The following is a 12,325-nucleotide window of genomic DNA, read 5'->3' on the forward strand; positions in this document are numbered from 1 at the left end:
CCCGCTGGAGAATGGGAATGGCGGCACTATAGTCGCCGGCAAAATAAAACGGTTTTTGGGGAGGGAACCATGCGCAAGACGCTTTATCCGATAGTCTCATTCATTGCCCTTGCAGCGCCCGGACTGGCGTTGGCGCAGAACAGTGCGCCTGGAGCGGCCACATCAGAGGGTAGCGACATCGTCGTCACCGCCCGCCGCCGCGAGGAACGGCTACAGGACGTGCCGATCGCGGTTAGCGCCGTCGATGCCTCAGCACTCGACAGCCGTGGCCTCGATAATGTGACGCAGGTCGGCCAGATCGCGCCCAATATCCAGTTCACACCAGGTCAGGGCGGCAACAGCGGCGGCATCGCGCCGTTCATTCGCGGCGTCGGCGAAAATGACTTCATCATCACATCAGACCCGGCGGTTGGCGTCTATATCGATGGCGTCTATGTCGCGCGCACTTTTGGCGCGACGACCGAATTGCTGGGCATCGACCGGATAGAAGTACTGCGCGGGCCGCAGGGCACGTTGTTTGGGAAAAATACCGTGGGCGGCGCGATCAACATCGTGTCGGCCATTCCGGGTCGCGAGCAGAAGATCACGGCCGACCTGCGCTATGGTTCGTTCAACACGGTGCGCGGACGGGTCTATGCCGAAACGCCTTTGTCCGACCAATGGTCGCTGGGCGTCGCGGCGCTCGGCGAATTCGGCGAGGGCTGGCAGAAGATTCCCTCGGGCAAGAATCTGGGCAACCGAAATGTCGTCGCGGGCAAGGTCGCGCTCCATTATGACGGCGAAGGGCTGGACGCAGTGCTGCAGGTCGATGGCCTGCGCCGGCGGCAGCATAGTGCGCCGCACAGCATGATCGCCTTCACCCCGACCTTCTTTTCGATCCTGCAATCGACATTCCTTGCACCCTGCTGCACGGTGCCCGGCGACATAGACCGGACCGATAGCACGCCTGCGCTCAACAAAGACCAAACCGACGCAGTCAACGCATCGCTGACCCTGACCAAGGAATTTGGCGGAGCAACTCTGAAGTCAATCACCGCCTACCGCTATGTCGATGCGCTGTTCGGGCGTGACGGCGACGCATCGGCGGCGATCAATTATGCGGGCGATATCCATGATGAACGCGCGCGGCAGATCAGCCAGGAACTGCAGCTTTCGCTCGATCTGGGTGGGCGCGGCACATTACTGCTGGGCGCCTTCGCCTATCGCGAGAAGACCCGCGACAATACGCGGCTGATCGTGGCGGATGGGCTCTATCCGGCGCTGGTCGCAGCGGGCCTGGACCCCTTCCCGATTGCGCCCGGTTTCGCTATCCCGGCCTCGTCGCTCGACTTCAACATCGACTTCCGCAATCGGCAGCGCACCGACAATCTCGCGCTTTTCGCGAACGGCAATTACGAACTGGCTGACGGTCTTTCGCTGGAGCTTGGCGCGCGTTACACATGGGAAAAGAAGAAGTTCTTCCAGTCGGCGATGCGTATTTATTCGGGCGAGCCGTTGCTGGCTGGCACGCCGAGCTATACGTTGGAAAAGAGCTGGGACGCTTTCACGCCGCGCGCGTCGATCTCTTACAAGTTCCGGCCGAACCTGATGACCTATGCTTCCTATTCGCGGGGCTTCCGGTCGGGCGGGTTCAATGGGCGGCCCACCTCGGTCGAAGAAATCGGCTCCTATGACCCGGAATATCTGACCGCTTATGAAGCGGGTCTGAAGGCGGGTTTCGGCGGCGTCGCCACGATCAACCTCGCCGTGTTCCGCAACGAATATCGCGATCAGCAGATCCTGGTGTCCACGGTCAGCCCGACTACTGGCCTGATCGTCGTGCGGAACGAGAATGCCGGGCGCTCGCGCATCCAGGGTATCGAGCTGGAAGGCGCGTTCAAGGTGTCGCAGCGCTTCACTGTGACCGGCGCGCTTGGCTTGCTCGACGCCAAATATCTGGACTATGTTTCGGTAATCAACGGCGTCCCGACGGATGTCAGCGACCGCAAGCTGAAACAGGCGCCCGACATCACCGCCAATGCGAGCGTGGTTTATGAAGCGCCGCTCAGCGAAGATGTGGACGCGGTCTTCCGCCTCGACGCCGCCTATAAGAGCCAGGTCTTTGTCGATGCCGAAAACACGCCGCTGCTGCGGCAGCCCGACCATGCGATCCTCAATGCGAGCGCCGAGTTGCGCCTTGCGGACAGTGGCCTGTCGGTGCGGGCGGGCGTCGATAACATCACCGATCGCCGCATCATCACGGCGGGTTATGACGCGTCCACCAGCTTTGGCTTTACCGAAGCCTATTATTCGCCGCCGCGCCGCTACAGCATCACGCTGGCCCTGCGGCGCTGACGCGGGGGAGAGCCGCGGCGGCGCAACCCGCTGCCGCGGCCAAGGCGGATGATCTGATCGATGAGCGACGACACTGCCTTTGCCGACCTGCTCGAAACTCTCTATGGCGGACTGACCCGGTCGCCGCCGTGGGAAGATTTTCTGCGCACGCTCGCGGCCGCGACCAATACGACTTTCGCCACGCTGCTCATCGGCCGGGGGCATGCTGGCATCGACGCGCATGTTACGCCCGGCGCTGACCCGGAACGCACACAGGAATATCAGAAGATATCGCAAGCCGACCCCTTTGTGGGCCTGCCAGAAGGACAGGTCGTGTCTTTCCGCGACTTTGTCAGCCATATCCCCGCGCGATTCCGCGACTGGTTGAATGTGGCGCATAGCGTCGAGATATTGGGCGTCGATCTCCATCGGCCGCCCGATGTCGCCGTCCGCTTGCGCTTGACGCGGGTTGATGAGGAGGGCGAATTCGGCGATGCCGAACGGGCGTTGCTCACCCGCCTGATCCCGCATCTGCGCATCGCGCTGGACCTGCACGCCCGCCTCACCACCACTCAGGCGGAAAGCCAGCTGTTCAGCAGCGCCATGGCGGGCCTGGCGGTCGCCACGCTGATCCTGGACCGTGAAGGCCGTATCCTGAGGCGCAATGCGGTGGCCATGAGGATGCTGGAGGAAGCCGACGTCGTGGCGGAGCAGAGCGGCAAGCTGCAGCCGCGAACGGGGTCCGCCGCCGCCACGATCAACCGCATTCTCGCTTCTCCCCCACCGGCGGGAGAGGAAATATTGTTCGAAGTCGCCGCGGGAGACGGGCAGCCGCTCCATGCCCGTGCCCGCGCGGTGCCGTCCTCAGCTTATGGTGATGGGGCATGGATCGCCCTGTTCATCGCCGATCCAAGCAGGCCGGGAGGGCTATCCGAAGAAGCGCTGCGGGAACGATTTCAGCTGACCCGCGCCGAAGCAGGACTGGCGCTGCATCTAGCGCAGGGCGCATCGCTCGCAGACGCGGCGGTAGCGCTCGACATTGCCTATAATACCGTCCGATCTCACCTACGCGCCATATTCGCGAAGACCGGCACCCATCGCCAGGGTCAACTCATCACATTGCTTAGGACCGCCGGCAGCGAATATGAAATCTGATCCATTTGGATGATGCCGCCGCCTGCCACTGCGCATAGCCTTGCTCCACGACAAGAAAATTGTGGAGAAGATGATGAAATTCTCGATCATTTACGAAGCGCAGATGGCCGACACGTCGCGCGCGAATGAACAGCAGGTGTTTCGCGACATCGTCGAACAGTCAGTCTATGCCGAGGAAATGGGCTTCGACACGATCTGGGCGGTCGAACATACCGCGCTGACCCAATATGCCCATATGTCAGCGCCCGAGACTTTCCTCGCCTATCTCGCCGGCCGCACCTCGCGCATCGGCATCGGCCATGGCGTGGTTTGCCTGCCGCCCGCGATGAACCATCCGGTGAAGGTGGCAGAGCGAATCGCGACGCTCGACATCCTGTCTAATGGCCGCGTTCATTTCGGCATGGGTAAGGGCGGGACGCAGCAGGAAGCGGGCACCTTCGGCTATAATCTCGAAGACCTCCCGCCGATGATCGACGAGTCCATGTATCTGATCCCCAAGATCCTGAAGCATGGCGAGATCGAGCATGACGGCCAGTTCGTGAAGATCCCCTTCCGTCCGATCCACCCGAGTCCGCTGCAGGATCCGCATCCGCCGATCTACATGGCCTGCACCCGCGCCGACACGCTGGTCACCGCCGGTTCGCGCGGCATCGGTGCGCTGGTTCTGGGCTTCGCAGGCCCGGAAGATATCGCTAAGAAGAACGCCATCTATCGCGAGGCTTTCGCGAACCGGAAAGCCGAGGATCAGGTCGGCTATCGCCCGACGCAGCATCTCGCCGCGCTTTGCCCCGCCGTCGTGCTGGAAGACCGCGAAAAGGCGCGACGCATCGGCCTGCGCGGGCAGCGCTTCTTCGTGGAATCGCTCGGTCACTGGTATTCGGGCGGCCCAGCCCCCGATGTCGAGGACCTCGACGCCAGCGAAAGCCTCGCCGCGCTTCAGCGCCATAAGGAAGAGACCGTGGCCTGGCTGTCGGAAGAAAAGATCGCTGTTGGTGGCCATCATACCGAAAGCTTCGAAGTGGTCGAGGATGCCTACGGCACGCCGGAGGACTGCATCCGCCAGATCAAGCGCCTTCAGGATGCCGGCGCCGACGAAATCCTTTTCATGTTCCAGATGGGCGGCATCCCGCATGAAGTGATCATGGAGACGATTCGCAACATCGGCGAAAAAGTCATTCCCTATTTCCGGGAACAGACGACACTGGCTGCCGAATAAAACGGATCGGATCGGGCGGAGAGTTGCTCTTCGCCCGATGGAGACCCCTGAGCAATGGGCTCTCAGTGCGCTGCGTAGAGATCCCGCATCGATTGCATCAGCCGGGCCGCGCGTTCATGCGGCTCCCCCTTTGCAAGCGCGCGGGACGGCGCTTCCACCGCGATGGTTGCGTGGCCGGGCAGCAGCGCCAGCAGGGCCTTGAGGCCGAACGCGCCCTCCCCCGGCAGTTGTCGGTCGAACACAGCCTCATTCACCCTGTCATGCGGCGCTTCCAGCGGTCCATCATTCAACTGGACATGACGGATCCGTCCGGGTGGCAGCGCGGCGACATCGTCCCAGCTGCCTCCGCTGCGGATGATGTGCAGCGTATCGATGCACAGGCCGACGTCCGGACCCAAAGCCTGAGCAAAGCCTAGCGCCTGCGCCGGCGAGCGGATCGTGGAGAGCGGATAGGCTTCGATCACAGCCGCCGCCTGCGCCCTGCGACAAATATCGACCGTGCGCTCCAGCGACTCCCGCAGTCGCGCATGATCCTCGTCCAGGCCCAATATGTTGACCGTGCCGCCAAGCTCCGCCGTCAGTTCCGCGCTATGTTCAAGCAACTGCCAATTGGGATCCTGATCGAGCATGAAGGGTTCGACGATTCCGACCCGCAAGCCCGTATCGCGCAAAGCAGCGAGGACTTCCCTTCGCGCCACCTTGTCCGCCACCAGATCAGGCGTCGGACTGATGGGAATAGGGGTAACGAACAGGCTGACCGCAGCAAAGCCCGCATGGGCGGCGGCATCGATCACCGTCAGCGCATCGAGATCGACGAGTGACAGATGATCGAGACAAAATTCACGCGCAGCGAAGGTCATTGCAGGCGACCCCTTGCAACGTCCGGCGCTTCAGGCGTGGACGCCCCCATCGACACGCACGATTGCCCCATTCATGTGCCCTCCATCCTCGCTCGCCAGCATGGCGATGACGCCCGCGATCTTGTCCGGGGCGGCAAAACCCTTGATCGGGCTTAGATGATTATACAACTCCCAATCGGCCCCTTCCACCATGGCGGTTTGTACGCTGCTGGCCAACGGGGTTTCAATCCCGCCGGGAGCCACGGCATTTACCCGGACCCCCCGCTTTACATATTCCCAGGCGAGGCTTTGGGTATAAGCGGCGACCGCCCCCTTGCTCGCGGCATAGCCGGTCAGGAAAGGGTGACCGAAATGGCTCGAGGTAGATGCGGCATTGACGATGTTGCCGCCGACCTTTTCCAAATGCGGCAGGGCTTCGCGACACATGAGGAAGGTGCTGCCCAGATTAACGGCAATGATGGACATGAAGTCTTCATAATCCGTCGATGCGGCGTGGCTCGATCTTATGATCCCGGCCATGTTGACCAGGACGTCCAACCGGCCCGCCACCGCGACCCATTCAGCGATGATGGAGCGGACGGTAGGTTCATCGGCGACGGAGCCCGCCCGGATTTCAATACCGGGCTGTTCCTGCTGCAGCGTCGCCAGACCCTTTTCATCCAGATCGACGGCCAGCACCCGCCCACCCTCGGCAGCCAGGCGCAGCGCCGTAGCGCGTCCGATGCCCGATGCCCCGCCGGTGACGATGATCGACTTGCCTGCAAATCGAGGTCCAAACTCCATCAGTTCTTTCCTCAAGCCACGATTGCAGGGTGCGCAATCCGGGGGTCGCCCAGCATCGCGCGGTAGGAAGGCGGCGTGCGCCCGCCGGATTCGGTGATGTCGTAGCGCTGCGCAATTTCGGCGGTGATCAACGTCTGACCGTTGAGCTCGTCGCGGTTCGGGTCATCATGAATCGCCGCGATAACGCGCCCGTTGAATTCCGGCGTTTCCGCGTCGGCCATGAACTTTTCATATTGCTCCGGATGCTCCGACAGCGTGCGTTCGCTCCGTTCGGTAAGCAGCGGCCCCATCCAAAGCGCGATCGCGGCGACGCCCGTTCCCCGAAAATCGACGCCCATGTCGGCGGCGAACTTATCTACGCCCGCCTTCTGCGCGCCATAGGCTGCGCCGTGCATGTAGCAGACCGACCCGAAGGAGGAGGTGAAGGCAATGAGGCCGCTTCCAGCCGGGACCATCATGCGCGCCGCATGCCAGCTCGCCAGATAATGGGAGCGAAGCCCGACGTTCAGAATGTCGGCCAGGCCGGTGGATTTTTCCCAGAAGGGGCCGGGCTTCACCAGATCATCATTCAAGGCGGCGACATTGTTGACCAATATGTCGAGCCGGCCGCTTTCTTCCCGCACCCGGTCGAACAGCGCGGCGATCGCGTCATCATCGGCGTGATCGACCTGGACGGCGCGGCCTTCGCCACCTGCGGCATCGACCTGCGCGGCCGTAGCGCCAATGGTGCCCGGCAGTTCCGCATCGCCTTCGCGGATAGACCGCCCGGTGACATAGACGCGATAGCCCTGTTCGCCCAGCGCAACGGCGATGCCGCGGCCTGCGCCACGGCTAGCGCCGGTAACGATGGCTACCGGGCGTTCACTTCTCTCCATCTCTTTTTCTCCTTCAGGCGGCTTGCGTCGAGCTACGCTTGTCGAGCGTGACATGCAGGCCGTTGGTGCGCTTGTGCAGGTCGGGGGTCTTGTCTCGGGGATTGTAGAACTGCTTGTACCAGGTGCGGACCTTGCCGTAGGGGCCGTCGCTCGGGATCACGAGCGGGTTGAGGCACGCCTTCTTGTTCTGCCAGATCTCGACATCCTGGGCGAAGGCCAGGCGGCTGCCTTCCTGATATTGCAGCGCCGCTTCGCGCAGGTCATCGGTGACCGGCGCAGAGCCGTCATTCACCTGCACCATCAGGCCGTGCCAGACGCGGATCTTGCCATCCTCGATCGGCGTGTGGGTGATGAGGATGAAGCTGTTGAACGTCCCCTCCATCTCTGACTGCAGGATCGAAGGGCCGGTGTACCAGGTGTCGAGCGTCAACACGTCGTCCGGGTTGGTCACCAGCGTGCGGTGGCCAGCGGCATAATATTGGTGGACGATGTGATCCTTGAACTCATTGGCGAAATAGACAAAGTCCTTCGCCCCATGGATGGGCACGAAATGGCCAAAGTCGGCCATATTGTCCACCACCTCGATCGGGTGGATGTCGAGATCGCCCATAAAATCGATCTTCCAATTGACCCAGCCCGGCGCGTCATAATGGCCGCCAAAGTCGGGCAGGTCGAAATTGGGTTCGAGCCCTTCAGGATCATGCCAGATCCACACGGTGCCCGCACGCTCAACGACCGGGAAGGTCTTGAGCTTGGCCGCCTTGGGCACGAAGTCGGAATAGGGGATGTTCTTGCACGCGCCGTCGGGACCGAACTGCCAGCCATGGAAGGGGCAGCGGATCGAATCGCCCTCAATCTGCTCGCCGTCGCGCACGATGTAGCTGGTCGTGTTCTTCGCCAGATGCGCGCCCATGTGCGGGCAATAAGCCTCCGTCACATAAACCGTGCCGCTCTCGCCACGGTACATCACCATGTCCTGGCCAAGATAGCGCATCGCCTTGGGCGTCTTCGTCGCCTCGACGCTCTCCCCAACCATGAACCAGCCACGGGGAAACTCAAATTCTCCCAGACGATAGTCCGACGATTTGGCCATTATTCCGATCCTCTCACTCGGTGCCTGCGTAGCAGAACAGGGCCGATCCCGCCATATGCCACCATATGGCGCCAGCCCAACCGTGATAACTGATGGCGCACATTTTACGCAAAGCTATCAGTACGCGCAAGTTACTTATCGACAATCAGCTTGAATGAGCCCTTAACACTCCGCACTCCCCGCCCCTCTTCCATATTGGCGGAAGCGAGTGTTGCGCGCACGCAAAAGTCAGCGGCATCAATTCACGCCATGCGGACTGATAACGGCATCATATGCGCTCGCCTAATAGCGACCGGCAACTGCTCAATCTCGTCATCGCCCCCCTCAAGCGCTCGCTGCGGGTGAAGCCGGATTGGCGAATGGCTGAATGCGCTCGCCGACCATTCCCCACACTGGCAGGTCCATCTGGCTGAGCAAATTATCGGTCGCGAATATCTGCTCCAAGGCCGCGATAAAGAGGCAATTGAGGCGATCGCTCCGGCGAAACCCCTAGCCTTCATTTGTCCGTGTCGCTCCGGTCCATTCGCGCGGAAAAGCTCTCGGATTTTATCGGCGCGCTCCTCGATGGTGACAGCCCACGAGCTCAGGCGCTGCTTGCTCAGCTTCCTGAATATCCAATACTCCTCACCCGCCACCTGTCCACCGCGCGCGAATGGCTAAGGCGGCGCCCGCGCGAATGAACGTGTGGCCCTCCTCGCCTCTTCCAATGCACTCCGGCTGCCGTGCGCACCTTACGTTCGGGAACCTGGTTGAGCGAGATTTCACGGTCCAGCATCTCGTGCAGGTCAAGGCCGTCCATGCAGATGACGTTAAATTCGCGCCGGAGACTGGCAATCTGCTCCCGATTGGTGTAGATGACCAACTACTTGGTCAGGAGACGGGGAATGGACGCAGTCAACCTTGCAGATGCGAAGGCGCACCTCAGTGAACTTGTAGACCAAGTTGAAGCCGGTGCCTCTATCGAAATCACGCGCCGCGGCAAGCCGGTCGCGAGATTGACGGGCGTGACCCGACCCCGCTCACAAATCGCGCTTGCCACGCTTAGGGCACTCACAGCGACAATGCCGGACGCGCCGCAGTCCGCTGCCGAACTTATTCGCGAGATGAGAGATGGCGACCGTTACTGATGATCTATCTCGACACGTCCGTATTGATTGCCGCCCTGTTTCAAGAAGCAGCAACGAGCCGTACGCAGAGCTGGTTGGCGGAGCAGGACCCGGAACAGCTGCACATCAGCGAATGGACGCTGACAGAAGTATCCTCGGCGATGGCACTCAAGGTCCGCACAAAACAAATCACGCTGGATCAGCGGGCCGCAGCATTAGCTACATTTAACAGGCTTGTCGCCGAGAGCCTCCACCTTTTGTCAGTGACGGGCATGAACTTCCGCATGGCCGCTAAATATGTGGACCAACACAGTTTTGGCCTTCGAGCTGGGGATGCACTGCATCTGGCGGTGGCGTCGGATCACGGTGCAACGTTGTTCACGCTCGATCAACGTCTCGCTGCAGCAGGCCCTTTCCTGGGGACGGCAGCACATCTGCTGTAGTAGCCTCGAGCTCCCCACCGGAATGAGCAGGAGCTACACGTCTCCTGCGGACGCAGCACCAACGCGTCGGATGCATCGTCACGAAGCCCAGACAACCAATCGCTTCAGTGCGACGGCGGAAAGAATTCGGTTGGGCAAGGATCGACCGCAGGAGGAGGGCATACCGCGTAACTGTCGTAAAGATTGAGAGGTACACCCGACGGTCAAACCCGTGGCGCTGGTAGCCGATGTGCTTCTCGACGTTACCGGCGTCGGTGATTTGGTGCTCGACCCATTCGGAGGGTCAGGAAGCACTTTGATAGCAGCCGAGCGCACCGGGCGGCGAGCGTGCTTGATCGAATATCAGCCCCATTACATCTACCGCACCATCGAGCGATGGGAGCGACTTACGGGTCAAACTGCAGAACTGATCCACCAAGCCTGCGATGCTGAATTCGCCGCGCAGGAGGCTGCGGCGCCAACCCTCTCGTCCTCTGATGATCGGGAGGCGATCTGATGGGCCGTTACGATGACCGACCATATAAGGTCGGCAAAGGCAAACCTCCTAAACGGACCCAATGGCAACCGGGTGAGTCGGGGAACCGCACGTGGATCTTCAAAGAAGAAACGCCGCTGCAAAGAAAAGGACCTGTCCGAACTGGTGCGTGAGTTCGCCAATGAGAAGATTTCGGTGACCAGCGGTGGAAAAAGGCTATGATAGCTTTACGCCTCGTCAACGACGCGATTGAAGGCTCAGCAAATCACAGGCTTAAAGCAATCCCCTTGTTGCATTCCCTCGGCCTCTTTGATGCCGTGGCGCAGTTGGATAACAGCAAGGAAGCACAGGATGCGAGGATCGCTGAAGTGCTTCAAAGGCTTCAGCAGGAAGCCGAGAGGGGATGAAGAATGGTGAAGAGCCTCCTAGACCGCTGTGGCTATGTTTCTTCATAACCACGGATAGGCTTTCTGGACGATCTCCTATCTGTCCTAAGCAACACTTACCTGACTGCGCGGCGGATTTGCGCCTCTTTAGGAACCTATCGAGCCGCTGGGCGAACAGGGGTACCGCAACAAGCCACACCCCTCGTGAAAAGTTCAAGCCGCTTCCCAGACCCTGTTCAGGATCTTGGCCGCCATCGCAGCTTGTCCTGTGGGAGAAACCGACCATACTGTTTGGCGACCATTTCGGGCGTGTCCTGGATAGCGTAGCTTGCCTGTTCAAAGGGACCGGTATGTTTCAGGATGTGAGTGGCAAGGATGGCCCGCACATTATGCGGCCCATGCGGAAGAAGACCGTCGATCGCGCCCCGCCCAGTAAAGGGGTTCAAGACGCCGTAGCGCTGGATCACAAGAACATGCAGCCTTATCGCTTTCCACCACCGGTTTCCGGCAAAAAAAAGGCCGGTTGGCGACCGGCCTTTCAGGGGGAGTGATGCCTAGAAGCCACAGCATGTTTAGGCCTCGAAGTGAGCCACGCAAGAACAAAATGATATATAGTTCATATTATCTGAGATACCCGGCCCAATGACGTATGGCACCGGCAGAGTTGCAGTAATGGACAAATAGAGATAGAACTCCATTTATCGACGCATATTGATGCGCTGTTAAAAGTTTATTTCCCACGTGCGTAAATCAAGGAGAGTGATATTGACGCGCCTGTCAGATAAAATTGCGATCATCACCGGAGGCTCCAGGGGCATGGGCGCAGCGACCGTGCGACAATTTGTGCGCGAGGGCGCGAAGGTCGTTATCGCGGACCTGCTGCCCGAAGGCGAAGCACTGGCCCGGGACTTAGGATCATCGGTGCTTTTTCACCGGACCGACATTTCCAGCGAAGCCGATTGGCAGGCCCTGCTCACAGCGACGGAATCCGCTTTCGGCACGCCCGACATCCTCGTCAACAACGCGGCGATGCAGCGTTTTCGTTCGATCCTGGAATGCGAGGTTGATGATTTCCGCAAGGTTGTGGACGTCAATCTTATTGGCGCTTTCCTAGGCCTGAAGGTCGTGGGTGGCGCGATGGTGCGTCAGCGGCGCGGCTCTATCATCAACATATCGTCGGTCGATGGCATGCGCGGCGCCAACGGCTATGCCGCCTATTCCGCGAGCAAATGGGGCGTGCGCGGACTGACCAAGGTCGCTGCGATGGAATTCGGTCCGCGCGGCGTGCGGGTCAATTCGGTGCATCCCGGCGGCGTTCATACGGTGATGGGCAACCCCACCGGCGCAGCGGTCGAGGACATCGACAAGGGATTTGGCATGGTGCCAGCGCAGCGCAGCGGCCAGCCTGACGAGATCGCCGCAGCCACGCTCTTCCTGGCGAGCGATGAAGCATCCTACATCATGGGCGCCGAACTGGCGGTGGATGGCGGCTGGACCGCGGGCATCTACAACCAGATGCTTTCCGGTGCCCCGGAAGACGCGGATTATGGCGCGCGCACCGCCGCGCATGACATCAACAAGGTTCTGGATGACGCCCTTCGCGCCAAGGCAGGAAATTGA

The 12,325-nt window shown here is 60.8% G+C and carries 14 protein-coding genes and 1 pseudogene; 11 read left to right on the forward strand and 4 right to left on the reverse strand.

The features are described 5' to 3' along the window. Positions 1–69: 69 nt before the first annotated feature. The 3 genes from ACFO3E_RS03200 to ACFO3E_RS03210 all read left to right on the forward strand — a co-directional run bounded on the left by ACFO3E_RS03200 (position 70) and on the right by ACFO3E_RS03210 (position 4,684). Entirely contained in the window at positions 70–2,334 is a 2,265-nt protein-coding gene (locus ACFO3E_RS03200; RefSeq protein WP_066530798.1) for a TonB-dependent receptor, read from the forward strand. 60 nt (positions 2,335–2,394) lie between these two features. Then, complete coding sequence (locus tag ACFO3E_RS03205; protein WP_066530796.1) at positions 2,395–3,468, forward strand: helix-turn-helix transcriptional regulator; 1,074 nt, start codon at positions 2,395–2,397, stop codon at positions 3,466–3,468. A 73-nt stretch (positions 3,469–3,541) separates the two neighbouring features. Then, entirely contained in the window at positions 3,542–4,684 is a 1,143-nt protein-coding gene (locus tag ACFO3E_RS03210) for an LLM class flavin-dependent oxidoreductase (RefSeq protein ID WP_066531691.1), read from the forward strand. A 62-nt stretch (positions 4,685–4,746) separates the two neighbouring features. Here ACFO3E_RS03210 and ACFO3E_RS03215 read toward each other — a convergent pair whose 3' ends face one another. From ACFO3E_RS03215 to ACFO3E_RS03230, 4 genes are read right to left on the reverse strand one after another with little or no spacing between them, the layout of a single operon-like run. After that, the gene (locus tag ACFO3E_RS03215) at positions 4,747–5,544 is read right to left on the reverse strand and encodes a sugar phosphate isomerase/epimerase family protein (RefSeq protein ID WP_380802456.1); all 798 of its coding nucleotides are present in this window, start codon (positions 5,542–5,544) and stop codon (positions 4,747–4,749) included. 30 nt (positions 5,545–5,574) lie between these two features. After that, positions 5,575–6,327: an SDR family NAD(P)-dependent oxidoreductase gene (locus ACFO3E_RS03220; RefSeq protein WP_380802458.1), complete on the reverse strand. Its 753-nt coding sequence runs from the start codon at positions 6,325–6,327 to the stop codon at positions 5,575–5,577. 11 nt (positions 6,328–6,338) lie between these two features. Next, positions 6,339–7,202, reverse strand: a complete 864-nt coding sequence (locus ACFO3E_RS03225; protein WP_380802461.1) for an SDR family NAD(P)-dependent oxidoreductase — start codon at positions 7,200–7,202, stop codon at positions 6,339–6,341. A gap of 13 nt (positions 7,203–7,215) precedes the next feature. Next, positions 7,216–8,295: a Rieske 2Fe-2S domain-containing protein gene (locus ACFO3E_RS03230; protein WP_066530715.1), complete on the reverse strand. Its 1,080-nt coding sequence runs from the start codon at positions 8,293–8,295 to the stop codon at positions 7,216–7,218. A gap of 500 nt (positions 8,296–8,795) precedes the next feature. Here ACFO3E_RS03230 and ACFO3E_RS03235 point away from each other — a divergent pair, with 500 nt between their 5' ends. From ACFO3E_RS03235 to ACFO3E_RS03270, 8 genes and pseudogenes are all read left to right on the forward strand, one after another. Beyond that, complete coding sequence (locus ACFO3E_RS03235) at positions 8,796–8,975, forward strand: hypothetical protein (protein WP_380802463.1); 180 nt, start codon at positions 8,796–8,798, stop codon at positions 8,973–8,975. Between the two features lie 204 nt (positions 8,976–9,179). Further along, the gene (locus ACFO3E_RS03240; RefSeq protein WP_380802464.1) at positions 9,180–9,422 is read left to right on the forward strand and encodes a type II toxin-antitoxin system Phd/YefM family antitoxin; all 243 of its coding nucleotides are present in this window, start codon (positions 9,180–9,182) and stop codon (positions 9,420–9,422) included. Continuing rightward, positions 9,422–9,844 carry a type II toxin-antitoxin system VapC family toxin gene (locus ACFO3E_RS03245; protein ID WP_380802467.1) on the forward strand — a complete coding sequence of 141 codons (423 nt, stop codon included), beginning with the start codon at positions 9,422–9,424 and terminating at the stop codon, positions 9,842–9,844. Before ACFO3E_RS03240 ends, ACFO3E_RS03245 begins: the two co-directional genes overlap by 1 nt. A 202-nt stretch (positions 9,845–10,046) precedes the next feature. Next, a pseudogene (locus tag ACFO3E_RS03250) lies at positions 10,047–10,340 on the forward strand (DNA methyltransferase); the annotation flags it as partial. A 12-nt stretch (positions 10,341–10,352) separates the two neighbouring features. After that, positions 10,353–10,541 (forward strand): hypothetical protein, encoded by a 189-nt coding sequence (locus ACFO3E_RS03255; protein ID WP_380802469.1) that lies wholly within the window; start codon positions 10,353–10,355, stop codon positions 10,539–10,541. Continuing rightward, positions 10,538–10,726, forward strand: coding sequence for a hypothetical protein (locus ACFO3E_RS03260; protein WP_380802471.1), 189 nt, complete (start codon positions 10,538–10,540; stop codon positions 10,724–10,726). Before ACFO3E_RS03255 ends, ACFO3E_RS03260 begins: the two co-directional genes overlap by 4 nt. Before the next feature lie 329 nt (positions 10,727–11,055). Continuing rightward, positions 11,056–11,256, forward strand: a complete 201-nt coding sequence (locus tag ACFO3E_RS03265) for a hypothetical protein (RefSeq protein WP_380802474.1) — start codon at positions 11,056–11,058, stop codon at positions 11,254–11,256. A gap of 214 nt (positions 11,257–11,470) precedes the next feature. Beyond that, complete coding sequence (locus ACFO3E_RS03270; RefSeq protein ID WP_380802476.1) at positions 11,471–12,325, forward strand: SDR family NAD(P)-dependent oxidoreductase; 855 nt, start codon at positions 11,471–11,473, stop codon at positions 12,323–12,325.

The organism is Sphingobium tyrosinilyticum (assembly GCF_042654265.1).
GTDB lineage: Bacteria > Pseudomonadota > Alphaproteobacteria > Sphingomonadales > Sphingomonadaceae > Sphingobium > Sphingobium tyrosinilyticum.

Bases quoted from the DNA above. Each gene is read 5' to 3' on its own strand.
- ACFO3E_RS03200 (WP_066530798.1), top strand. From the start codon at position 70: ATGCGCAAGACGCTTTATCCGATAGTCTCATTCATTGCCCTTGCAGCG.
- ACFO3E_RS03205 (WP_066530796.1), top strand. From the start codon at position 2,395: ATGAGCGACGACACTGCCTTTGCCGACCTGCTCGAAACTCTCTATGGC.
- ACFO3E_RS03210 (WP_066531691.1), top strand. From the start codon at position 3,542: ATGAAATTCTCGATCATTTACGAAGCGCAGATGGCCGACACGTCGCGC.
- ACFO3E_RS03215 (WP_380802456.1), bottom strand. From the start codon at position 5,544: ATGACCTTCGCTGCGCGTGAATTTTGTCTCGATCATCTGTCACTCGTC.
- ACFO3E_RS03220 (WP_380802458.1), bottom strand. From the start codon at position 6,327: ATGGAGTTTGGACCTCGATTTGCAGGCAAGTCGATCATCGTCACCGGC.
- ACFO3E_RS03225 (WP_380802461.1), bottom strand. From the start codon at position 7,202: ATGGAGAGAAGTGAACGCCCGGTAGCCATCGTTACCGGCGCTAGCCGT.
- ACFO3E_RS03230 (WP_066530715.1), bottom strand. From the start codon at position 8,295: ATGGCCAAATCGTCGGACTATCGTCTGGGAGAATTTGAGTTTCCCCGT.
- ACFO3E_RS03240 (WP_380802464.1), top strand. From the start codon at position 9,180: ATGGACGCAGTCAACCTTGCAGATGCGAAGGCGCACCTCAGTGAACTT.
- ACFO3E_RS03245 (WP_380802467.1), top strand. From the start codon at position 9,422: ATGATCTATCTCGACACGTCCGTATTGATTGCCGCCCTGTTTCAAGAA.
- ACFO3E_RS03255 (WP_380802469.1), top strand. From the start codon at position 10,353: ATGACCGACCATATAAGGTCGGCAAAGGCAAACCTCCTAAACGGACCC.
- ACFO3E_RS03260 (WP_380802471.1), top strand. From the start codon at position 10,538: ATGATAGCTTTACGCCTCGTCAACGACGCGATTGAAGGCTCAGCAAAT.
- ACFO3E_RS03265 (WP_380802474.1), top strand. From the start codon at position 11,056: ATGTTTCAGGATGTGAGTGGCAAGGATGGCCCGCACATTATGCGGCCC.